This is a genomic window from Burkholderia sp. Ax-1719 (genome assembly GCF_011753055.1).
Classification (GTDB): domain Bacteria; phylum Pseudomonadota; class Gammaproteobacteria; order Burkholderiales; family Burkholderiaceae; genus Paraburkholderia.
Map to the genome: position 1 here is coordinate 871,895 of NZ_VWWJ01000001.1, position 21,596 is coordinate 893,490.

General features: G+C 58.8%; 22 protein-coding genes. 14 read left to right on the forward strand and 8 right to left on the reverse strand.

The features are described 5' to 3' along the window. Positions 1-43 precede the first annotated feature (43 nt). A complete protein-coding gene (locus F3J17_RS03770; RefSeq protein WP_167053884.1) occupies positions 44-631 on the forward strand; it encodes a 2-hydroxychromene-2-carboxylate isomerase in 588 nt (195 codons plus the stop codon). A gap of 18 nt (positions 632-649) precedes the next feature. Here the strand turns inward: F3J17_RS03770 and F3J17_RS03775 are convergent, their stop codons facing one another. Both F3J17_RS03775 and F3J17_RS03780 read right to left on the reverse strand, forming a co-directional pair. Next, positions 650-1,525, reverse strand: a complete 876-nt coding sequence (locus F3J17_RS03775) for an NAD(P)H-binding protein (RefSeq protein ID WP_167053886.1) — start codon at positions 1,523-1,525, stop codon at positions 650-652. A gap of 92 nt (positions 1,526-1,617) precedes the next feature. Next, positions 1,618-2,490, reverse strand: a complete 873-nt coding sequence (locus F3J17_RS03780) for an AraC family transcriptional regulator (RefSeq protein WP_167053888.1) — start codon at positions 2,488-2,490, stop codon at positions 1,618-1,620. 355 nt (positions 2,491-2,845) lie between these two features. On the opposite strand from F3J17_RS03780, the gene F3J17_RS03785 reads away from it, so the two are divergent. Further along, a complete protein-coding gene (locus tag F3J17_RS03785; RefSeq protein WP_167053890.1) occupies positions 2,846-3,277 on the forward strand; it encodes a hypothetical protein in 432 nt (143 codons plus the stop codon). 120 nt (positions 3,278-3,397) lie between these two features. Here F3J17_RS03785 and F3J17_RS03790 read toward each other — a convergent pair whose 3' ends face one another. Continuing rightward, positions 3,398-4,291 (reverse strand): LysR family transcriptional regulator, encoded by an 894-nt coding sequence (locus F3J17_RS03790; protein ID WP_167053892.1) that lies wholly within the window; start codon positions 4,289-4,291, stop codon positions 3,398-3,400. Positions 4,292-4,406: 115 nt separating this feature from the next. On the opposite strand from F3J17_RS03790, the gene F3J17_RS03795 reads away from it, so the two are divergent. The 3 genes from F3J17_RS03795 to F3J17_RS03805 all read left to right on the forward strand — a co-directional run bounded on the left by F3J17_RS03795 (position 4,407) and on the right by F3J17_RS03805 (position 8,034). After that, positions 4,407-5,555 (forward strand): serine hydrolase domain-containing protein, encoded by a 1,149-nt coding sequence (locus F3J17_RS03795; RefSeq protein WP_167053894.1) that lies wholly within the window; start codon positions 4,407-4,409, stop codon positions 5,553-5,555. Next, a complete protein-coding gene (locus F3J17_RS03800; RefSeq protein ID WP_167053896.1) occupies positions 5,552-6,760 on the forward strand; it encodes an MFS transporter in 1,209 nt (402 codons plus the stop codon). Before F3J17_RS03795 ends, F3J17_RS03800 begins: the two co-directional genes overlap by 4 nt. A 257-nt stretch (positions 6,761-7,017) precedes the next feature. Continuing rightward, entirely contained in the window at positions 7,018-8,034 is a 1,017-nt protein-coding gene (locus tag F3J17_RS03805; protein WP_167053898.1) for a hypothetical protein, read from the forward strand. 23 nt (positions 8,035-8,057) lie between these two features. Here the strand turns inward: F3J17_RS03805 and F3J17_RS03810 are convergent, their stop codons facing one another. Both F3J17_RS03810 and F3J17_RS03815 read right to left on the reverse strand, forming a co-directional pair. Then, positions 8,058-8,441 (reverse strand): lysozyme inhibitor LprI family protein, encoded by a 384-nt coding sequence (locus tag F3J17_RS03810; protein ID WP_167053900.1) that lies wholly within the window; start codon positions 8,439-8,441, stop codon positions 8,058-8,060. A gap of 38 nt (positions 8,442-8,479) precedes the next feature. Continuing rightward, on the reverse strand, positions 8,480-8,938 hold the full coding sequence (locus F3J17_RS03815; protein ID WP_167053902.1) for a surface-adhesin E family protein: 459 nt from the start codon (positions 8,936-8,938) through the stop codon (positions 8,480-8,482). A 182-nt stretch (positions 8,939-9,120) separates the two neighbouring features. Here F3J17_RS03815 and F3J17_RS03820 point away from each other — a divergent pair, with 182 nt between their 5' ends. Next, on the forward strand, positions 9,121-10,206 hold the full coding sequence (locus F3J17_RS03820) for an ankyrin repeat domain-containing protein (protein ID WP_167053904.1): 1,086 nt from the start codon (positions 9,121-9,123) through the stop codon (positions 10,204-10,206). A 166-nt stretch (positions 10,207-10,372) separates the two neighbouring features. After that, complete coding sequence (locus tag F3J17_RS03825; RefSeq protein ID WP_345891124.1) at positions 10,373-11,239, forward strand: M48 family metallopeptidase; 867 nt, start codon at positions 10,373-10,375, stop codon at positions 11,237-11,239. A gap of 40 nt (positions 11,240-11,279) precedes the next feature. Here the strand turns inward: F3J17_RS03825 and F3J17_RS03830 are convergent, their stop codons facing one another. Continuing rightward, complete coding sequence (locus tag F3J17_RS03830) at positions 11,280-12,089, reverse strand: hypothetical protein (RefSeq protein ID WP_167053906.1); 810 nt, start codon at positions 12,087-12,089, stop codon at positions 11,280-11,282. 87 nt (positions 12,090-12,176) lie between these two features. Further along, entirely contained in the window at positions 12,177-13,028 is an 852-nt protein-coding gene (locus tag F3J17_RS03835; protein ID WP_167053908.1) for a DUF4424 family protein, read from the reverse strand. Between the two features lie 219 nt (positions 13,029-13,247). Between F3J17_RS03835 and F3J17_RS03840 the strand changes: the two genes are divergently transcribed. The 7 genes from F3J17_RS03840 (at position 13,248) to F3J17_RS03870 (ending at position 20,195) form a co-directional block, all read left to right on the forward strand. Beyond that, positions 13,248-14,357, forward strand: a complete 1,110-nt coding sequence (locus F3J17_RS03840; protein ID WP_167053910.1) for a lysozyme inhibitor LprI family protein — start codon at positions 13,248-13,250, stop codon at positions 14,355-14,357. Positions 14,358-14,610: 253 nt separating this feature from the next. After that, positions 14,611-15,288 carry a response regulator transcription factor gene (locus tag F3J17_RS03845; RefSeq protein WP_167053912.1) on the forward strand — a complete coding sequence of 226 codons (678 nt, stop codon included), beginning with the start codon at positions 14,611-14,613 and terminating at the stop codon, positions 15,286-15,288. A 197-nt stretch (positions 15,289-15,485) separates the two neighbouring features. Next, on the forward strand, positions 15,486-16,661 hold the full coding sequence (locus F3J17_RS03850) for a HAMP domain-containing sensor histidine kinase (RefSeq protein ID WP_205194601.1): 1,176 nt from the start codon (positions 15,486-15,488) through the stop codon (positions 16,659-16,661). An 11-nt stretch (positions 16,662-16,672) separates the two neighbouring features. Continuing rightward, entirely contained in the window at positions 16,673-17,347 is a 675-nt protein-coding gene (locus F3J17_RS03855; protein WP_167053916.1) for a winged helix-turn-helix domain-containing protein, read from the forward strand. 112 nt (positions 17,348-17,459) lie between these two features. Beyond that, positions 17,460-17,747, forward strand: a complete 288-nt coding sequence (locus F3J17_RS03860) for a DUF4148 domain-containing protein (protein WP_167053918.1) — start codon at positions 17,460-17,462, stop codon at positions 17,745-17,747. 132 nt (positions 17,748-17,879) lie between these two features. Next, complete coding sequence (gene aroD / locus F3J17_RS03865; RefSeq protein ID WP_167053920.1) at positions 17,880-18,773, forward strand: type I 3-dehydroquinate dehydratase; 894 nt, start codon at positions 17,880-17,882, stop codon at positions 18,771-18,773. Between the two features lie 231 nt (positions 18,774-19,004). Next, a complete protein-coding gene (locus tag F3J17_RS03870) occupies positions 19,005-20,195 on the forward strand; it encodes a porin (protein WP_167053922.1) in 1,191 nt (396 codons plus the stop codon). A gap of 20 nt (positions 20,196-20,215) precedes the next feature. On the opposite strand, the gene F3J17_RS03875 is transcribed toward F3J17_RS03870, so the two are convergent. Continuing rightward, positions 20,216-21,595, reverse strand: a complete 1,380-nt coding sequence (locus F3J17_RS03875) for a c-type cytochrome (protein ID WP_205194602.1) — start codon at positions 21,593-21,595, stop codon at positions 20,216-20,218. Position 21,596: the final 1 nt, after the last annotated feature.

Genomic DNA, 21,596 nt, shown 5'->3' on the forward strand with positions numbered 1-21,596 from the left:
TTCAGTTAAAGATAGTTCATCTATAGAGAGGAGGAGACTTACGATGAAAACAGTCGAGTTTTATTTCGATTTCGGCAGCCCCGCGAGTTATCTCGCGTGGACCCAGTTGCCCGCCATTGCGGCGCAATATGATGCTCAACTGATCTATCGTCCGGTACTGCTGGGCGGCATCCATAAGGCGACGAATAACGCTTCGCCCGCCGCCATTCCGTCCAAAGGCGCATGGATGCAGATCGACCTCGCGCGCTTCGCGCGGCGTTATGGCGTCCAGTTTCAGCACAATCCGCATTTCCCGATCAACACCTTGATGCTCATGCGCGGCGCGACAGGTACGCAGATGCAGGACGAAGCGCTGTTCCTGCGCTACGTCGACGCGGTGTATCGCGCGATGTGGGAAACGCCGCGCAATATGGCCGATCCGGCGACGATTGGCGCGGTGCTCACGGAGGGCGGCGTGGACGCATCCTTGCTGCTGGACCTGACGCAGCGTCCCGAGGTGAAGGAAAAACTGAAGCAGGACACGGAGGCGGCGGTGGCGCGCGGGCTGTTCGGTGCGCCGACCATGTTCGTGGGCGACGAGATGTTCTTTGGCCAGGACCGGCTCGACTTCGTCAAAGAAGCGCTGGCCTAGTGTGTTTCGTGTGCGGGGTTATCGACGCGCAATCAGCGGCCGAAGCGCGTCGATCAACTCAGTGCTGCCATGGCAAACCTCGCCGCCCGGTTCGACATCGACCAGGCCGCCTTCGTTCTGGGCGTCGTTCGCCTTGATCAGCAGGCTGGCGAGACTTCCGTTCAGGATGCGCTCGAACGTTGCCTGCCATTGCGGGCGCGGCACGGCATGGGCGTCGATCGCGCGGTCGAATAGCTGGCTCAATGCGGCGGCAACATCATGGGCGCTATAGCGCCGTGGTCCTTCCGCATGGACAATTTCAACGGCGTTTCCGCTGGCGGGTCGCAACCAGAGATCGGCTGCAATGTGACCTACGTCCGGCGCCGAAATCGTGGGAAATACTTTATCGAGCGGATCATGAAAGCTGGGCAATGAGCCGGATGCGATGGCTGCTGGAATCACGCGCCCCCAGCCCTGTATATGTTCTGCCGAGCGCAAGATCAGTTTTTGCCCTGGGAGTTGGCCCAGGCGCTCCTCGAAAAAACGAAACACCGTTGGCATGCCGATGTCATGGGCGACATGCGCGCCGTAATCGGAAATCGCGAGAATGCGTTCCGGGCGTACCTGATTGAGTGCTCGTGCGAGGCTTTCGATTGCGCGGTACATCTGGGCGCTAGTGTCTTCGGCTTGCGGGTCTGGCGGGAGAATGACCTGCACATTGCCGGCGTTGCCGATTGCGCTCGCAAGCGCTGCGGAATCTTCCAGATTGGCCACGGCAATTTCACAGCCAATCTCGCGTAAGCGCGTACTTTTTGCTGCTTCGCGGACAATCGCCCGCACCGGCAAGCCCGCCTGGCGCAGCACCGAAGCGCTAGAAAACCCCACCTTACCCGTTGCCCCAACAATTGCGTACATATTCGATTCCGTGTTTGCGTGGTCAGAACGCCAAGGGTAAGGAATCGTGCGTGCGGCTTCTCGCAGATTCAGACGAGGCTTTGCAGAATCGGTCAGATTTTTGAAGCCGGGCGAGCGATCGCACCGGGCGTCTGGCCCAAAATGCGCCGCATCGTGGTGGTCATATGGCTTTGATGCGCAAAGCCGGATGCGAGTGCGATTTCGCTTGCCGGCATCTTCGTCGTGGCGATCAAGGTGCGAGCGTGTTCGACGCGGCGACGGATAACGTATTGATGCACCGACATACCCGTGGTGCTGCGAAACAGAAGCTTGAGGCGTGTCGCGCCAAGACCTGCAACGGTTGCAAGATGGGCGACATGCAACTGCTGATCGAGGTTTTGCTCGATAAAATCGGTGAGCAGCTTCAACTGACGCGCCGACAGTTGAAGTGCTGCCGATTGCTGCGGCAGGGCGTAGTTGTCGCTGGCAGCATCGAATAGCCGGATCACCAGCGCGCTGGCGAGGTGGTCGATATAAAGCGGATCGGAAGGGGTGTCGGCTTCCAGTTCTGCCTTGATCGCCCAACCGATCGCTTCGATACGTGCATCGCGAAGCTGCATATGCGGAACCAGTGCGATGGTCGTCGCATCCTTGTCCAGATCCGCGGCGACGCGATCGACCAGCGACTGAGGGAGCGACAACCTCAGTATCTGGCACGCTGCGTCGTCTTCCCAGGAGGAGTCCATGCCCGCCGGCACGAAGCCAATATCGCCCTGCTTTTGCACGCGGCGCAGACGCTTGCCGTCGCAGGTGCAATCTGCATTGACGGGCGGCCCATAGTGCAGGCCTAGCGTGTGACGCTCGCGGCCCGGAATGCGCGCTAGACCACGCGGGATATTCACGAGGGCCGCATCAAGCCCGTCCCATCCTTTTCCCGCGCTCGAATAGAGAATTTCAGGGGCCTGCAAGGTTGACGAGGAAGTCATGGCCGGAAGTGTCCTGAGGGGCGATGGTTAGCAGCGAGGGGCGCATAAAAGGGCGCGGTCGATTACACAGCTTGTACAGCGCAGCATAGCCGACAAATCCACCGGCCGTTTTTCCCCATTTGCGCACGGCAATTATTCACGATCCTGACCAGGCTGCTGAAAATCAGGCGCGCCGAATTAAATGCACAGCCCGGTAATCAGTACGCTGCGAGGTAATCAAGACCGCCGGCGAATTCTTTCCAGCGAAATACAAGGTAACGTTAATCGATTTTCAAGGGTGGAACTTTAAGGCGGCGGGGGTTTATTGTACGAACCAATTACAAGTTTTGGCCCTTCGCCTGAGAGGAAATCCATTATGAAGAAAACCCTGATCCTTGCTGTTTCCCTTGCCGTGACGGCAGCCGCATCGCTGCAGGTACGCGCCGAAGAACCGCTTGCACCGCCGCCCGATCGCGCTCCCATGTTCGCTGGCGATCTGGGGCCAGTTCCGCCGTTTCATGGTCCGGATTTCGACGTTATCAACGATCTCGAGCAATTGCGTCGGCTCTACAGCCTGTCGGGACGGCCGGGCGACATCGTCGCGGTGTATCACGAAGTACTGGACAAGTCGCACAATCCCGGCGTGCGCCGCTTTGCTTACGATGCATTGGCGCGGGAACAACTGAAGCCGTCGGACCCTTCCGCGGCGATCGAAACGCTGCATGCGAGCCTTGCAGAGGATATCGATCGGGCGAACAAGGCGCCGCGTTTCGAACCCGGTCAAAAACAGGGCGCGGCGCATCCTTGATCCGCTGCGCGTCGCCAATCTCGAAGGCTATGGCGCGCGTGACACTCACCAATACTTACGAGAGTTTTCTTTTCGCAATTCGTGAGAAAGGAAATCAATGTATTGCGTGAGCCCGCGCCATTAATGCCGATGCGGAAACACGCGCTCGCTCAGGAAATCCACCAGCGCGCGGACCTTCGGCGAAGGATGCTTGCTCGCAGGCCAGAGCACATGCACGACACCCGGGCGCTCGACGTAATCCGATAACACCGCACGCAGGCGCCCATCCGCGAGCGGCTCCTTGATGGAGAAGTCGGGCAGATACGCGATGCCTCGGCCCTGCAAGGCGAAACACAGCCGGGTTTCGATGTTGTTGCAGATCATCGAGACCGGCAACACGAGTTCCGGCTCCTCATTGCGACGGCGCAGCGCCCATGCTTCGAGCCTGCCGGTGCTCGGATAGCGGTAGTGCAGGCAGGTATGGTCGAGTAGATCGACCGGTGTGTCCGGCGTGCCGCGGCGCTCAAAATAATCGGGCGAGGCAACCACGCACCAACGAAACGAGCCCAGCCTGCGGGCGGCCAGCCTGGAATCTGCGGGCTCGCCAATGCGGACCACGGCGTCGAAGCCTTCTTCGATCACATCAACCACGCGGTCGGTGAAATCGAGGTCGAGTTCGATCTGCGGATACGCCTCCATGAAATCGCTGAGCACCGGCAGCATCAGAGCGCTGACGAGCGGCAGACTCACGCGCAGGCGGCCGCGAGGCGCTGCGGTCGCTTGCGAGATTTCCATCTGCGCCGCTTCGATCTCCGCAAGAATGCGGCGGCTTCGTTCGAGAAATAGCCCGCCTTCGGCCGTCAGCGTCACGCTACGCGTGCTGCGATGAAAGAGCCGCACGCCGAGTTTGTCCTCCAGGCGTCCGACACTCTTGCCGACCGCCGATGCCGACACGCCAAGCAGGCGTCCTGCCGCCACGAAACTGCGCGTTTCGGCCACCTGGACGAAGACCACGAAGCCATTCAGGCTGTCCACTCACGACCTCCATTGCGGACATCGGTATCCGCATAACGCGGAACTCTACCCCACTTTTTCTTTAATCGTGGCGGCTCTATCGTGGCGTCACCTCTATTCGAGCAAGGTGAGGCTCATGGCGATTCCTTCTATTCATGCGGTAATTCAGCGCGCGCTCGACGAGCGGCGGCTGGTGGGTGCGGTCGTGCTCGTCGCGCGTGGCGGTGAGGTGGTGCATCGTCAGGCAGCGGGGCTGGCTGAGCGAGAGCGTGCGCGGGCGATGAGCGTGGAAACCGTGTTTCGCCTGGCGTCGGTCAGCAAGCCCATCGTGTCGACGGCAGCGATGGTCCTGGCCGCCCAGGGGCGACTCGATCTCGACGCCTCGATCGAGCGCTGGTTGCCCGAATTTCGCCCGCGTCTGGCCGATGGCCGGCCGGCGCGCATCACCGCGAGACAACTGCTTAGCCACACCGCGGGGCTGGGTTATCGCTTCCTCGAAGCCGATGCACACGGTCCGTATGCTCGTGCGGGCGTGTCGGACGGCATGGACGCATCAGATATCGACCTTGCCGAAAATCTGCGTCGCATTGCGAGCGTGCCCTTGCTTTACGAGCCGGGTACTTCGTGGGGTTATTCACTGGCGATCGATGTATTGGGCGCACTCATCGAGCGCGTGTACGGGGCATCGCTCGACATTGCCGTGCACCGACTGGTGACCGGACCGCTTGGCATGCGCAATACGGTCTTTGTCGTACGCAGCGTGGAGCACGTCGCCACCGCCTACGTCAACGCGCAACCTGAACCTCGCCTGCTGCTGGACGGCGATCTCGTTTCGCCTTTCGACGGCGCAGTCGGCATCCGCTTCAGCCCCGCACGTATTGCTGACAGCAGGGCGTTTCCATCGGGCGGCGCGGGAATGGCGGGCACGGCGGAGGACGTCCTGCGCCTGCTCGAAACCTTGCGTGAAGGCGGGGGATCGCTTTTGCCGCCGGAATACGTAGCCGAGATGGCCCGCGACCAGGCAGGCGGACTTGAGCCGCCGGATGCGCCCGGCTACGGCTTTGGGCTGGGCTTTTCCGTGTTGCGTGATCGCTCGCGGGCCGCATCGCCCGAAACCAATGGCACATGGCGCTGGGGCGGCGCGTATGGCCATTCGTGGTTCGTGGATCCAGCGCGGCAACTGAGCGTTGTGGCGCTCACCAATACGTTGTACGAGGGCATGTCAGGACGTTTCGTCAACGAACTGCGCGACGCCGTGTACAGCGGTTTGGGAGACGCGCGATGACTCGATCAAATGACGGACGTTTGCCGTATGCAAAACTCGTCCCGCTTTCGCTCGCAGCCTTCGTCACGATCTTGACCGAAGCGCTCCCGGCGGGCTTGCTTGCCCAGATGGCACACGGCCTTGGCGTTTCGCAGGCCGCCGTGGGTCAGACCGTGACGGCGTATGCTGCGGGATCGCTAATCGCGGCGATTCCCTTGATATCCGCGACGCAGCGGCTGCGGCGCAGGCCCTTGTTGTTGACCGCCATTAGCGGATTTATCGTGACGAACGCGATTACTGCGCTATCGCATAGCTATGCGCTGACGATGGTGGCGCGTTTCATCGCCGGTATCGCAGCCGGATTGATCTGGGCGCTTCTGGCAGGCTATGCCGCGCGCATGGTTCCGCAGCATCGTCAGGGCGGCGCGATTGCCGTGGCGATGGCGGGCACGCCGCTGGCGCTTTCGCTGGGCGTGCCCGCTGGCACGTTGCTCGGGGCTTGGTCTGACTGGCGCCTGGCATTTGGCGTCATGAGCCTGCTGGCGATCGCGCTCTTTGCATGGGTTCGCATGACGGTGCCCGATTTTCCAGGGCAGATGGCGGCCGGTCGACTTGCGTTGCGTGGAGTTTTCAGGCTTTCAGGTGTACGTCCGGTATTGTTTGTAGTGCTGACGTTTGTGCTGGCGCACAATCTGCTTTACACGTATATATCGGTGTTTCTTGCGGCGGCTGGCCTGGCTCAGCAGGCAGATCGCGTGCTGCTGACGTTTGGCATTGCCTCTGTCCTGGGAATCGTAATCGTCGGGCTGCTGATCGATCGCCACCTGCGCATGCTGACGCTCGCTAGCACGCTGATATTCGCAAGCGCGGTGCTGACGCTGGATGCGGCTGGCAACGCGCCGATTGTTATCTATGGCGTGGCGGCTGCGTGGGGGCTTGCATTTGGCGGCGCGGCAACCTTGTTCCAGACAGCGCTGGCCAAAGCTGCGGGAGAGGCGACCGACGCCGCGCAAGCGATGCTCGTCACGGTCTGGAATGCGGCCATCGCCGGTGGCGGAATGATGGGCGGCGTGTTGCTCGACCGTGTTGGCGCTGGCGCATTCTTTCCGGTGCTGCTATTGCTGCTGGGAGCCACGTTCGCGATGGTGTGGTCTGCGAAGCGCAGCGGTTTTCCCGCGTTGACGGAGCGAATCGACGTTTTACCGACGGATGTAACGAATCCGTGAGAGGCAATTACGCTTGAATACCTACACCGCGGGAAGGATGGCAGGAAGAGATAAAAAGGAAAATATTGCCAATTTCGATTAAAAATAACGATGGAAAAAATACCGATATATTCAGAATAGATAACCTGATTTAGAGTCGGGAAATTGATCGCCATTTTGTCGCGCTTAATGAATTCCGCGGATACAATGTCGGCGTAATTCCGGGGCGATATCTATCCGGAATCGATAATCCTGTTCAATTCCCGATTCTGATCTCAATGACGCCCAACACGAATGCCGTCGAACTAAAACCCTGGTCGCCGCCTTATGCGGCTATTGCATCGGTCCTGTTCTTTTTCTGCGTGCAGGCCGGTCTGGGCATGTGGTCTTACTATCACTACATGACGCAGCGTGATCCGATCTCGGCTTCATGGATGTTGGCGACCATAGCCGGCAAGGCGCTTAGCGCCATGCTGATTGGTGCAACCTTTACGCAGGCCTCTGTCCAGTCTCTCAGGGAAGCACAGCGCCTTGGCGTGATGTCGCTGTGGGTGTCGGTTGGCGTGGGGTTCATGGCCGGCGTGCTTGAGGCTGGCTGGTCGTTGCTCAGCGCGCAGGCAATGACGTGGACGTTCGAATGGGCGAAGCGGGATCAATCTACGCTCGGCGAGCATATAACGGTTTTCGCCACGATTTTCTCCCTGCTTGGAGTCATCATTCTGCCGTCACTCGTCGTGCTGGCGGTCAAGGTGGTTGCCCGCCTGTCTCGCCCGGCGGCGCACATACCGGCTAGACCTGTTTCGCGGGCACAGGCAGTCGCATTATTGACGCTGTTCGCATGGTGTTGGGTCACTGTGCTACTGACGTTTCTTTTGCCCAACGTGACAGCAAACTACGCGATGAGCATGGACGACACAGAGTCTGGGAATTCTCTGTTCCCCCTGCTTTACGTCGCGACTTATTTCACCTCATTCATGCTGGTGCTGCCTGTCTTGATCGGTGCATTGCTGGGTGTGCCAAAACGTCTTTCAGCTGGGCGGCCGTGGCGCCTGTTAGGCATTTCATCGCTTTGCATGTTGCTGTGCGGCCTGATCATGGCGGTACTGGACAGTATCGCGGCGAGATTGCCAGGTCTATCGGCTCACGCCTCCAGTCTCATACCGATTGCCCTCGGCATCGCGGTTGTCTGGTATCTGATCTCCATTCCCGCCTGCAAATGGCTCATTCGCGCTTTGACGCTGAAGTTGAGCGTGGAGCCCGAAGTGGAAGTGAACAACGTAGGGCGCGTCGCGTGAACCGAAGTCTGCATGGCAGCCGCTTACTGTAGTTGCTCAAGGTAGCCGTTAATCACCTTGAGCCGCGCGTGCGTTAATTCAGTCAGACATTCCGTGCGATTGACGGGCAGCCATTGTGGCGCCGAGCCAGCCAGACTCGCACGGAAGTCGCATTCGGCGTCTCTGAAGGTGATCCACGCTCGCTGCGCCGCCACGATTTGCGTTCGTAACGCCTGGTCGCTGTCTGGCGCATTCCTGAGTCTGCCGACAACCTTCCTGTAGGCGTCGTTGAGCGAACGGTCTGCCGCCGAGAATTCATTCTCCGCACAGTGCAGATTGGCTTCGGACGAATCTGGACCGATGCCACCGGGTGGCGCGTTGCAGTCAAGCGCAAAAGCATTGAGTGACGTGCACGTAACGGCTAGCAAGAGCGCTCGCGTCCACTTCATAGCGCAGCGGTTGTCCATTAATGGGCGCAAACGTAATTGAGTGCGCGGTCGAGTTCGGTGTCGGGGGCGACATCGGAGAAGGTCGCCGTGCTAACGGTGGGCATGGTATCGACGCGATCGAGAAGCTGACCCTGGGCGTCGTAGCTCAAACGGGTCACCAGCGACGTCTGCCGTTTTTTGCAGTCGAACGCTATCCGTTGTTTAAGGACGGTGGCCGGCGCAATGCCAGGTGCGATGGCCGTGGGCTGGTCGTAGTGGATTTGAACCCAGGCGTGGCGAATCGAGCCATCCCGGACAATGGAATGGGGATCGACGGATTCTGTCCAGGCGTTCGGCACAGAGGCGATGACGTCCCAGCCTGCCGCATCGGCTACAACTGCGGTACACGTTAGCGCGAGGCAAGTCAGGAGTTGACGCGCCGGTCGATAGAAGCGAACGGACGGCGAGTGTTGCGAAGTTGGGGCTTTGGCGCTCATGAGTATTCCTGCAATTTCAAGTCGGCTCGCGGGTAACGAAGTGCGTCGCTATTGTAAGCGGAGCAGGCTTGTTAAGCCTGAGTGTCTTGCGGGTCGATCCAATCAACGTCCTGAAACGGATGTAGCTTACTCATTCCGTACTGGAGATGGCGGATGCATTCGACAGCTAATCGCTGCCTGTTATGACCACTGCAACGGGGTACTACTCGGATACCGGGCGTATCGACGATCTGATTGATTTTGTCCATAGACATCCCGATCTATTGCTCATTCCTGAGCATGGAATCGCGGGTGGCCGAACACTTCTGCACATCGCTGCGTCATATGGAAGTGTAGAAGTGTGCGAGAACCTCATTGGTCGAGGCATATCGATCAATGCGCCTTCTGCTTCATCAGGCAATCAATTGCCGATCAGCGAGGCGGCGGGGCGCGGCCACCTCGATCTGGTTCGTTGGCTGATCGACCACGGTGCCTGTGTCGATGGCCTGTCTACATCCGTGACAACACCGGTGATGGTCGCTGCCATGAATGGGCATCGCAGCGTTGTCGAACTCCTGCTTCAATGCGGAGCAGACATAAACAGGTTGCACCTGAGAACGCATCAGACGTCGCTTGATTTCGCGCAGGTCTACCAACACGACCATGTTGCCGATCTGCTGCGCAAGGCGGGTGCGCGGCATGCAATTGAACCGGTTGACTATTCGGGCGATGGAGGCGGGATACTCGCTCATGTCGAGCAACATGTCGGCTGTGTGCTGTCGAGTCGATTGACCAGGGAGTGGGAATCATGTCGCGTGGAGTATCGAACCGCTTTGATCCGTCGGGCCAAAGACTACAAACTGCTTTTCTCGCTGGGAATCAATTCGCTTGCGCCCAGCATCGAATTGATGATCTGCCTGAAATCAGACTGGCCGACTGGAGAGGCAGTTCTTGCCTCCGGCGGGCATGAATCATTTCCGCTTCGTCTGTTGTGGGAACTGAGCAGGATCAGATTGAAGGGGCGCTTGATCGAAGAAGGCGATATTGTCGAGCGGGCGATGCTGAGTGTTGAAGAAGCTTTCTGGCCATCCGGCGTTGATGCTTTCCTTGTGGTCGATTACCAATTCTACGGTTCCAAGCACAAGGAGCAAGGCGATGAGGAGGTGAAGATGTTGGCCCTGGTGCCCATCCAATACACGAAATCAATGCGTCCAACGGGGCAGAGATTGCAGGATATGCTTTTGAAGCTTCGCACTGCCTCCTGGAAGAGAATAGCCCTGAAACCGTAGTGCGTTTGATCTGATATTGCGTTGAAATCGATTTCCATTCTGCTTGTTTCTTCTGATGCTGCCTGAGTGCTTGCGCGGGATCTGGAAACACGTATATTCTTAGCGCGACCCGAAATATCCATCTGGAAGAAATGCTATCGACAACCCGGGTCTGGGGGATTTCAAAGTGACGAATATATTCGAATCGCTTAGAAATAAGCGCGAGAAAGGCTATAAACGGACCATGGTCGTGATTGGCGTCCTTCTGTGGATCGCTATCGTGCTGGCCATCTACAACCATTGGAATGATGCGGGCGCGGGGCGGATCGTCCGCATGTATGTGGGCTATGGCGTAGCGATCGCTATCTTCTACGTGATTGCGGCGGCGTTCTATCGCGCGTCCGCCTTTGGGAATATGGTGTTGCTCAGCAACGAGCAGTTCCCGGAGTTCCATGCAATGGTCGTTCAGGCGTCGCAGGAGGTCGGCTTGTCGGAACCGCCTAAGACCTTTATCTACAATTCGAACGGCATTTTTAATGCCTATGCGCGGCGTATCTTCGGTGGGCGCTATGTGTTCCTGACTGGCGCACTCGTTGAGGCGAACAATGACGCGCAAGTGCGGTTCGTGATTGGTCATGAATTGGGTCATCATGCGGCTGGACATTTGAACCCCTGGATCAACACCCTGAAACTTCCTGCGTACCTCGTTCCATTCCTGGGAAAGGCCTATTCACGCTCGCGTGAGTACACTTGCGACAGCATAGGCGCGTATTTGTCGAAGGATCTTCATGCTTCGCGCGGCGCATTGCAGATGCTGGGCTGCGGCTGCCGACGCCTCAATGCATCGATGAATGCAAATGCGTTTATGGCGCAGGAAAAGATGGTGCCGCCGATCTTCGGTTTCTTCACAGAGATTCTGCGCACGCACCCACGCTTGACGCGGCGCATTGCTGCGATCAATCGCACGGTGACCGGTCATCTGCATGGTGGCTCAGGGAGTGTTGTGGTCGAACCGCAGTTGAATATCGACGCTCGCACGACTCAGTCCGAATAAAGGTCCGGGAACGTCGCGAGGGACGTTCCCGGATGGCATTTCAGCAGCAGTAGAAACCTCCGGGATGCGGCAGTAGCGTTTCCCAGACCGCATGCCAGAAGCCTGGTTTCGGCGGCGGTGGCGTAGGCGTCAAATGGACAGGTTTATCATCGTCGTAACAGCCCTCGAATTTCCAGAGACTCGGTCGGCTAGCGTCATCGTCCTGGATCCCGTAAGGGACGTAGAAATGGGTCGTCTGTCCCTTTCTGCATGCTTTTCCCGCGATGGTCTGGTCTTCCGAGAGTTTGGCATAGCCTCTACCTATGGGGTCAATCGATATCTCTACAAATTTCACGTTCCCGCCTGTCACAGGCTGCGAGAATTGCGCGCCGCACAGGCGACGTGTCTGAGCGATAAGGTGACTGCTGGGATCCGGGCTTCCGTAGTCGTAGCCAAGACATTCCACGATAGACCCAGCAGGAATCAAGATTTCGCCGTGCTGGATGGGCTGCTTCGTGAGTATTGAGTCTTTCCCGGTGAATTCGATTTCAGACTGGTAGTCATTCATCTGCATACGATACTGCTCGGTAAACTGGGATACGAAGTACGCGTCAAAAAGGACCAGGATCAGAGCGATAATCCCCATTCGCAATTTTCGGCATCTAATCGGTTTGCCGGATCGAACGGATATTATGCAAAAGGCGACGCGCGCCAGCCAGGCGAGCGTGCCGGCTACCGCAATCCATGGTGCGAGCACGGCCATGAGGCCGAAAGACAGAAAAATGAGAATGGCGAAGAAGCCGAGAACGCCGTCCGCGATGACGTGCGCGATCGCGGAGAGTTTTGTTAGACAGGTAGAAATGAAAGGCATGAATAAAGCTGGAATCTCGTGGCGTCGATTATTGAAGCCCGTAGCGCAATGACGAAAAGATGAGTCAACAAAACCACGTGCATCAACCTATGGCGTAGCCGACGCGCTGGCAACAAACATCACATGCACTATCGCTGGTGGCGTGAAATTCTCGCGTGTGGCAACGAAGCGGGTTGCCGAGACTTTCTTCAGATCACCGGGAAAGCACAACGACAAAACGTCAGTGGGCGCGGCTTTATCCAACGTAAGCGTATATTCTCCGATCGGCCCGGAAGGGAGCGCACCAGGCGGGCTATCGATCAAGACATCGAACTGGGCGAAGCCAGCGTCGATACGATCGTTGACATGCTTGCGCATCGTATCGCTCACACAGACCGCACCGGCATCACTGGTCGATAGCGGATAGCTTGCATTAACGCCTGCGGCTGTCTTGTAGTCCAACCCGATCGTGACGGTCTGGCCGGCGGGGAAAATCTGCGTCCACGTGCGCGTCACCCGTATAGGTTTCATCATGCCATCCGCATGCCCCACGATTGCACTATCGGTATGAAGCTGCTGGGGCGCGCCGTTCACGTTGACAGTCAACGCAAGCGGGTTAGCCGCGTTCGCGCCGTCTAGCGCGCGTTCGGCTTCGAGCGGCGCACGATCAAAGACCGGCAGCGGAAACGACGCCTGGCGCACCAGATTGCTCTTGCCGGTGTTGCGAATCGCATATTCAAGGTGTATGTGATCGGCGGCGATGGTGAGATGCTCGCTATCCAGGCTCAGCCCGCTGCTATCGGACAAGTGAAGTCCACTGGTTGGCGTGGCGCTTATCACGTCGCTCGCGCGAGCGGGAAGCGCCACGGCACTGATCGTCAATGCGGCAAGCAAAGTAATTGCCCGCAAAAGGACCGGTTCAGGTCCGGAAATCGCCTGAAATCGCAAGACGCTACGCAACGTTTATCTCCGTTCAATTCAGAATATCTACCCGAAACCCTCTATACGATGATCGCATGAGATTCAACGACGTTCGGCGCGCCGGGTTTTGCTGCGGCCGGCGAATCGCTCTCACGCGCAAGTATATCGATTACTCCCTCGCGATCCTAAGGGGATCTGGCCTGGCTATTGGGTTGCACCCCAGCCAGGGAGGCAGTAACGGAATCATGCTATATATGCGTGCGTCATTTAATCCCTGATCTGCAACCTCTTATCCGATTCAATATGCATGCGCTATTCCGCAACGCACGTGGCCATTTGATTCTATTGGCCGCAACGATATTGGCTTCAGGCAGTGCTTCAGCGGCTTCATTCGACTGCAGCAAAGCCGTCTCTCAAACCGACAGGCGCATTTGCGCATCGCCGGAACTTCAGCAACTCGACCAGAAAATGGGCGAACTCTATCGCCTGAGAGCGACAGGCAGCGATGGCAGCGCATGGCGCACCGATCAGCGCGCCTGGTTGCGAAGCCGCGACCGTTGCATCGATTCCGCGTGTTTGAAGACTGTCTATATTGAGCGTCTGACCGTGCTCGAAGATAGCGCAAGGGCATTTCACTGGCCGGGCAAGTGGTGGCGCGTCGACGCTGGCGGCCACGATGAGGCCACGGTCGAGATTCGGGATTTGACTGCGCAGGGGCTGCATTTTCATCTCGAAGCCAGTGCGGGGGCCAATCAAGGGGAACTCGAAGGCACGGCGCGATTTGATGCCGCTGGCGCGGCGCGTTATGCGAGCGGAGCTGCTTCGCAGCGCTGCGAACTGATTTTCAGACGTACGGTCAATCGCATCGAGATCGAGCAGAACGGCGATCAGTTTGCCTGTGGTGCGGGCATGGGCGTGAGCTACGACGGCACCTATGTGCACTCCGCTGGCGATCCCAACGGTAAGCCCGATCTGGTCGCGCTCGGCGTCGTAAAGACCGAGGCGCAGAATCGTGCCATCCAGGCGTTGCTCGGCAGCGATTATGATGCGCTGGCGGCCTCGGCCGACGGTGTGAGCGACAACTCATCGGAGTCCGGAATACCCGGCGTGACCGTCGTCGACACCTTTGTCGAAGGGCTCGCCTGCGATATGAAGTCGGTGGTGGCATACGACGGCGGCGGTCACATCTGGGTGGGACTCTGGTCGCCGAATGCAAAAGACGGGCAAGCGGCGCTGGCTACCGGGGTGGTCGAACTGCGCTACTACACGAATAATCCCGGCGACAAGCGGCGTCTGCCCGCGTTTATCGCGTCGCGCCGCAATCACGTCTGTCCGTCTGAGCGTGAGGTAGTGCGGATGATGCCTTGATTGCGTGGATATAACTGGACCGGTGGGAAGCCAGCGGTAATATCTTGAATATACGGCGAAATCAGCGTTCTTACTTGCAAACCTGGATTCGCCGTGGCGCTGTGTGCGATCTAATCGTCATAAGAAACCAGCCAGGCTTCGCGCTGACCGAAAGCGTTTAACCTAAAGGATCCTTCATATCCGGGCATCATGCCTTTGCGATACTGAGGGTATTGGTCGAACGCGATCGGCGCCTGGTTCAGGCGATTGGACAATGAGCAAAATCCTTACAATTGAAGACGATCCCATTGTTGGCCGGGATATCACGGAAGAACTGTCGAATGCGGGATTCGAAGTCGAGTGGGTTCGCACCGGTGCGGAAGGCATCGCGCGTGCGCTGAGCCCCGAATTCGACGCGATAACGCTGGATCGCGTGCTGCCAGGCATCGACGGCCTGACGATCGTGAAGACGATTCGCAGTGTTGGAATCGAAACGCCGGTGTTGATGATCAGCGCGCTCTCCGATGTCGATGAGCGCGTCACCGGTCTGCTGGCGGGCGGTGACGACTATATCGCGAAGCCGTTTTCTGCGACGGAAATGCGCGCGCGCATTCAGGTGCTATTGCGAAGAAGAGGGCGACTTCAGCAGCAGGTTGCCACAACGCTGAAAGTCGAAGACCTTGAGATCGACCTGATTGCGCGCTCCGTCAACCGCGCAGGCGTCGAAGTCAATCTGCCGCCTGTGGAATTCAGGCTGCTCGAATATCTTGCCCGGAACTCCGGTCAGGTCGTCACGCGGACCATGATTTTCCAGTCGGTCTGGGACATGCACTTCGATCCAGGCACGAATCTGATCGAGGTCTATATTGGCATCCTGCGCAAGAAGATCGACCGGCCGGGACTCAAACCGTTGATCAAGACGGTGCGCGGATCAGGCTATATGGTCGGATGAACCGTATGAAGATGAGCCTATGGCGCAGTGCGATATTTCGCCTGCTTTTGATTTACGGGTTCGTGTTTGCAGGCTCGATGTCCGGTCTGGTGTGCATCAATTACTGGGAATCGGCGTCGTATACCGCGACCCAGGCGGACTACAACATCGCCTGGCAATTTGCCTATTTTTCCGAACTTCCTGCGGATAAGGTGCCGATGCAGATCGCCGCGCATATCCGCAGCGAAATGCGTCGGCCCATCAATTTTTACGGGCTGTTCACGAGCAATCGTCAGTGGATTGCCGGTGACATCCTCGCTTTCCCGCAAAACGTCCGCCCCGATGGCGATGGCGTTTGGAGCAGGCCGCTTCTTGCCGCGCAGACGGCCACGCGGCCGGAATATATGCGCACGAAAGCGATGAAACTGGCGAGCGGCGACATTCTGGTCGTATCCCGCGACGTTGACGAAATGTCCCGTTTGCGCGCCTACATGCTGGGCGGCCTCGCGTGGAGCGCTGCAATCGTGGTGGTTGGCGGCCTTGCGATTGGCATCCTGCTGTCGACCTCGCAACTGCGCCGCGTGAGCGATGTGCGCCGCGTGGTGCAACAAATTGCTCGCGGCGACTTTGAAGCGCGTTTGCCGCAGACGGGCCGCGATGAAATCTCGTGGCTTTCGACCATGGTGAATCACATGCTCGACGAGGTGTCACGGCTCATGCACGAAGTGAAGGGGGCGTGCGATGGCATTGCGCACGATCTGAGAACGCCCGTCATTCATATCCGATCGTTGCTCGCCCGCATTCCCGATGAGCAGTTGACCGATACGCATGCGCAGCTTTTGGTGCAGGCGCGAGAAGAGACCGAAGACGTCCTTCAGCGCTTTGCCGCCATCATGCGCATTTCGGAAATCGAATCCATCAAGCGCAAGAAGGGCTTCAGTGATGTCGAAGTCGATACGCTTTGCCAAAGGGTGGTCGATCTTTACCAGCCCGTCGCAGCGGCGAAAGGTTTGACGTTTTCCGTGGATTTACGCGCACGGGCGGCTATTCGGGCCGACTATCCCTTGATGTTCGAGGTGCTCGTCAATCTTCTCGACAATGCGATCAAGTTCACGCCGGAAGGCGGCACGGTTCTGCTGAAATCCGAAGATGGCAGCGATGGGCCGACCATCGTGGTTTCGGATAGCGGGCCGGGAATTCCCGATGAAGAGCGCAGTGCGGTGTTTCAACGTTTCTATCGGAGCGATCTGACCAGCACGGTACCGGGTTCGGGACTGGGTCTTTCGGTGGTGCAGGCCGTCGTTCGATTGCACGACTTTGGCCTGACGCTTTCCGACGCACACCCCGGTTTATGCGTGCGGCTGGATTGCTGGGCGCAATTCAAGCGCGACTGAGGAGACGTTGCATGCGCATCCTTTGTGTCGGTGGCGAGCAGCGACGGCGCTACCTGGCCAGGGCGCTCGAAGAGTCGAACCATAGCGTGGTGGAACTCGGCTCGCTCGACGATGCGGCCTGGCTTGCCAGAACCGAATGCATCGATGTCGTCATCGTCCTGGCCAACGCGGACGCGCAACAGGCCGCTCACACACTTGCCGTGAGACCCGCGAGCACGGTGCTGGTTATCATCGAATCGCGTGGCAGCGTGCAAACGCGTGTCGAGGCGCTGGAGGCCGGGGCGGATATCTGTCTTGGCGAGCCGTATGAATACACCGAACTCCATGCGCGCCTGCATGCGATCACGCGATCGGGCAAAGATATCAACAAGGTGGATCCACACGGTGGGATAGCGCGTCAGCCTGTTCTTTCAGCGTCGAGGCGAAGTTTGCTATGCAGTGACGGAAGCGCGCTACTGCTGCGCCGCCGCGAGTATCTGTTGATGGATCGCCTGCTGCGCAATCCCGGCGAGGCGGTTCGTCATGCCGAACTGGTTGACTATGTGTTCGGCGATGTCGAGGTGGATTCGACATCGCTTCACCGGTTGGTGTGCCGGTTGCGCGACCGCTTTCTGAAGGCGAACGCGCTCGTTCGGGTGATCGGCATTCCGCGCGTCGGGTATCGCGCGGAAATGGATATTCAGTGACGCGCAAACCTGCTGCCGGGTTAGCAGCCTAAATTATCTTTAACTTTTGGGGAGGCAGCTTCCAGGGCGTCATCGGATAGTCTAAGGGTTCGAATTCAGAACTATTCCAATCATGAACCTTAAATCAAGCTTGCCCCGTCTCGCAGCGGCCGTTGTTATCCTCACCGCGAGTTTCACTGCAAATGCCGCGCCAGGTCTCTCGCATCAGCAATGTCTGTCGTATCCATTCAAGAAGGCGGTGGGCGGCGTCACGCACGCTGACCTGATGAAGGAACTGTCCGAGCTTGAGGCGCGCGGCTACGCGCCGGGCTCCGATAATGGCGTTTATCCTGCAGATCTGAATGCGGCGGAGAAATCACTTGCGGTTGACTACAGGCACGACTGCGTTTCTTCGCATTGATAGCTAAAGAATCCTTCATCTTTCGTGACGGCGATTTCGCGGCGTCTTTGTTACGCTTGCGCCCGACTTATCGCGGCAGTCAGGCGAGAAAAGATGCCCAGGCATCCGGATAGATGAAAGGAGTTTCAGATAATGAATGTGCGCAAGACGGTTATTTCGATTTCGATGTTGCTCGGTATTCAGGGGCTGGCGATGGTGGCGCCTGCGTCGGCGGCAACCAGTGCGCCCGCGGCGGCCGTCACCCAGCAGCACGCGGTGCCGATCACCATTCGCAATGTCGTGATTGGTCAGGGCGCACCGAAGATCATTGTTCCGACGACCGGCTCCACGGCCGAGGAAGTGCTGGCCCAGGCGCGTGCGATTGGCAGCAATCCCGACGTCGATATTATTGAATATCGCATCGACTACCTGAATTTCGATACGGATGCGGCGCAAGTGGCCGAACTCGGCAAGAAGGTTGCCGCAGCCGCGAATGGCAAGCCGCTTATTCTGACTTTCCGCACGAAAACGGAAGGCGGTTCGAAAGAGATTACCGATAAGGAATACGGCGATCTCTACATGGCGCTGATCAAGGCGCACTTCATCGATATTCTCGATGTGGAAATGTTCCGTCAACCGTCCGTCGTGCGCGAGGTCGTTGCTGCGGCCCACGCGGCGGGAATCAAGGTGGTGATGTCCAGCCACGATTTCAGGAAGACGCCTCCCACGGCAGAGATCGTGTCGCGTCTGCGCGAGCAGGACAAGATGGGCGCGGATATCCTGAAGATTGCGGTCATGCCGCATAACGCGGCGGACGTGCTCAAACTGCTCGATGCAACGGAACAGATTCGCGACCAGTATTCGCGCAAGCCGCTGCTGACGATGTCGATGGGCGGACTGGGCGCGGTGTCGCGCTTCTCCGGCCAGGTTTTCGGCTCCGATCTGACCTTTGGCATGATTGGCGAAGCATCTGCGCCGGGTCAGGTGGATGCCAGGGCACTGCGCCAGGTACTCGACACCATCAACAGTGCAGTCAGCGGAAAGTAACACTTAAAGCGATCTGAAGGGCGCCGACAACCGGCTGCCTCTACCTGTTTTCCGATATCGAACGCGCGCCGCGCTACTGAGCGGCGCGCGTTTTTGTTGGTCCGAATTTTCGCCTTCTCTGGCCATGTGGCTTTACGCCTGGCACACGCCTGGCAGCCGCGACACACCCACGGCGAGCGCCACACGACTCATGGCCCGCCGCTGCTCCGGTGCCAGCATTACCCCAATAGAATGAATCAGCAGAGCAATTATCGCAGCGCTTCCGTCAAGGCGTTGATCGTCGTTGCGGCCGCAGCGGCTATTCCGGCGCACGCGCAAAGCAGCATCACGCTATACGGCGTGGCCGACGATGCCATCACCTACGTGAGCAACCAGAAAGGCCACGCGAATCTTTATCTTCGGCAGGGCAACCTGTATGCGTCGAAGCTGGGCCTGAAAGGCAATGAGATTCTCGGCGAAGGCACCAGCGCGATATTCGTACTCGAATCGGGCTTTGACCTGAACAATGGCGACGCTGCCTCCAGTGGCTCGGTATTCAACCGGCAGGCGTATGTCGGGCTCTCCAGCGAACGCTACGGCAGCGCCACGCTGGGTCGCCAGTACACGCCTTATTATCTTTTCGTTGGATCGCTTTCGTCGGTGGGTGCATTGACGGGAGCGGCGGGGGCGCATCCGGGCGACCTGGACGGCATGGACACGACGGTGCGCGCGAGTAACGCCGCCATGTATGTGTCGCCGCAATGGCGCGGTTTGCAGGCGGCCGGCATGTATGCTTTCGGTGGCGTTGCGGGCACGATGGGCCGTGGGCAGACGATCAGTCTCGCACTGCGCTATTCACATGGCCCGTTCGCGTTCGCGGCGGGTTATCTCGACATGGACAACGCATTCACCAGCACGACGAGCGCGGCGTTCGATGCATCGTCCAGTGGTTCTTTCGGCGAGTCGGTGGTGAACGAGGGCTACTACACGGCGCGGTCGATGCGCGATATCGCACTGGCTGGTATTTACGATTCTGGTTCGGTGCGAGTCGGGCTGATGTATTCCAATGTGCGCTATTTGCCTGGCACGCGTTCGCTGTTTGCCGATACGGCGTCGTTCAATACCTATGGTGCGTTCGTGCGTTGGCAAGCCGTTCCGGATATCGATCTGGCGGCAGGCCTGTCATATACGCTCGCCTCGCGAAGCAACGGGATATCGAATGCGGCGCGTTATGCGCAGTTTTCCTTGAAGCAGGGCTATCAACTGTCGAAGCGCACGCGGCTCTATGCGCTCGAAGCATGGCAGCACGCCAGCGGCCAGACGCTGGACAGCGCCGGGAATGTCGTCGACGCTGCACCCGCAGTGGGCGATTCACAAAACCTGACGCCATCGTCAACGCGCACGCAGTTTGTCGGCATGCTCGGTATCGACATGTCGTTCTGACCGGCTCCCCGCCGGGGTTCTCAAGGTGCGTTCATGCCCGCGAACGACTGCGCCTTGAGGCTGGAGCGCAGTGAGCCAACCTGGGTCGCCTCGACGGCAGCGGCGCTGTTTCCCCAGCTATTGCGGATAAACGTCGCGATGGCGGCAATGTCGGCGTCCGAGAGTTTCCACGCAAAAGCGGGCATCTGCGCGCTGGTCGGATTGCTGGCTGTTGCCGCACCACGCCCGCCTACGAGCATCGTCCGAAGCACGTTATTGGCGCCCGCCGCACGCACGCCGGGATTGTTCGCAAGCGACGGCACCATCGTATCCACGCCGTCGCCATTGCTCTTGTGGCAGGCAATGCAGTTGGTGCGATACAGTTCGCTACCCAGCTTCATCGCCGGATCGGTCGCGGCAAGTGGCTGCGGCGCGCTCGCGCCCGAGCCCGAGCCAGGCAGAGATTTGAGATAAAGCGCGATCGATTTCAGATCGGCGGCGCTCAAATACTGCGTGGAATTCGACACCGCTTCGCCCATCGACCCCGCCGCGACGCTTACGCGATTGCCACCGGTCTTGAGGTAAGCGACGAAATCGTCGTCGCTCCATGTTCCGATGCCGACATAGCGGTTGCCCGTGATTTCCGGGGCATGCCAGCCTTCCAGGTCGTAGCCTTGCAGATAATCGGTGTCGCCGCCCAGCGCGTTCTTGCCGCTGTGGCAGGCAGTGCAATGACCCAGACCATCGACCAGATACGCACCGCGATTCCATTCGACCGATTGCCCGGGATTCGGGTGAAACGGCGTGGGATTGAAGAACAGTAGATTCCAGCCGAACATCATGAGCCGGATATTGAAGGGAAACGGTAACTGGTTGTCCGGCGGCGCTTCCGCGACGGCCGGCACGGTCTTTAGGTAAGCAAGGATATCGAGCAGATCGCGGTCGGTGACACGCGCGTAGAGGTTATACGGCATCGCCGGGTAAAGCAGCTTGCCGTGCGGCGCGACGCCGTTCTTCACCGCGTCGAGAAACTGCGCGTCGGTCCAGTTGCCGATGCCGTATTGCGGATCGGGCGTGATATTGCTGGAAACAATCACGCCAAACGGCGTATTCAAACCGAGGCCGCCCGCGAACGGTTTGCCGCCTTGTGCGGTATGGCAGGCGATACAGTCACCGGCGCGGGCGAGATACATGCCGCGCTTGACGGGGTCGGTCGCGGCGCTGCCGTCCGTATCGCCGAACTGGACCACGCGTTTGAGCAGGTCCGAATCCGCGGGCTGTGCGTTCCGCTGCGAACTACGCCACGCCACCAGGCCGCCAAGGACGATTACGGCCAGCACGATCAGCAGAACCAGAACCATCAGGATGCGTCGCCCGAGGCGTGCGCCGCGCGGCGAGGAGGTATCAGGAGTGCGCGCCATG

What these genes read in the sequence shown, in the direction of transcription:
- F3J17_RS03770 (WP_167053884.1), top strand. Translation starts at nt 44, where the DNA reads ATGAAAACAGTCGAGTTTTATTTCGATTTCGGCAGCCCCGCGAGTTAT.
- F3J17_RS03775 (WP_167053886.1), bottom strand. Translation starts at nt 1,525, where the DNA reads ATGTACGCAATTGTTGGGGCAACGGGTAAGGTGGGGTTTTCTAGCGCT.
- F3J17_RS03780 (WP_167053888.1), bottom strand. Translation starts at nt 2,490, where the DNA reads ATGACTTCCTCGTCAACCTTGCAGGCCCCTGAAATTCTCTATTCGAGC.
- F3J17_RS03785 (WP_167053890.1), top strand. Translation starts at nt 2,846, where the DNA reads ATGAAGAAAACCCTGATCCTTGCTGTTTCCCTTGCCGTGACGGCAGCC.
- F3J17_RS03795 (WP_167053894.1), top strand. Translation starts at nt 4,407, where the DNA reads ATGGCGATTCCTTCTATTCATGCGGTAATTCAGCGCGCGCTCGACGAG.
- F3J17_RS03800 (WP_167053896.1), top strand. Translation starts at nt 5,552, where the DNA reads ATGACTCGATCAAATGACGGACGTTTGCCGTATGCAAAACTCGTCCCG.
- F3J17_RS03805 (WP_167053898.1), top strand. Translation starts at nt 7,018, where the DNA reads ATGACGCCCAACACGAATGCCGTCGAACTAAAACCCTGGTCGCCGCCT.
- F3J17_RS03815 (WP_167053902.1), bottom strand. Translation starts at nt 8,938, where the DNA reads ATGAGCGCCAAAGCCCCAACTTCGCAACACTCGCCGTCCGTTCGCTTC.
- F3J17_RS03820 (WP_167053904.1), top strand. Translation starts at nt 9,121, where the DNA reads ATGACCACTGCAACGGGGTACTACTCGGATACCGGGCGTATCGACGAT.
- F3J17_RS03830 (WP_167053906.1), bottom strand. Translation starts at nt 12,089, where the DNA reads ATGCCTTTCATTTCTACCTGTCTAACAAAACTCTCCGCGATCGCGCAC.
- F3J17_RS03845 (WP_167053912.1), top strand. Translation starts at nt 14,611, where the DNA reads ATGAGCAAAATCCTTACAATTGAAGACGATCCCATTGTTGGCCGGGAT.
- F3J17_RS03850 (WP_205194601.1), top strand. Translation starts at nt 15,486, where the DNA reads ATGCAGATCGCCGCGCATATCCGCAGCGAAATGCGTCGGCCCATCAAT.
- F3J17_RS03855 (WP_167053916.1), top strand. Translation starts at nt 16,673, where the DNA reads ATGCGCATCCTTTGTGTCGGTGGCGAGCAGCGACGGCGCTACCTGGCC.
- F3J17_RS03860 (WP_167053918.1), top strand. Translation starts at nt 17,460, where the DNA reads ATGAACCTTAAATCAAGCTTGCCCCGTCTCGCAGCGGCCGTTGTTATC.
- aroD (WP_167053920.1), top strand. Translation starts at nt 17,880, where the DNA reads ATGAATGTGCGCAAGACGGTTATTTCGATTTCGATGTTGCTCGGTATT.
- F3J17_RS03870 (WP_167053922.1), top strand. Translation starts at nt 19,005, where the DNA reads ATGAATCAGCAGAGCAATTATCGCAGCGCTTCCGTCAAGGCGTTGATC.
- F3J17_RS03875 (WP_205194602.1), bottom strand. Translation starts at nt 21,595, where the DNA reads ATGGCGCGCACTCCTGATACCTCCTCGCCGCGCGGCGCACGCCTCGGG.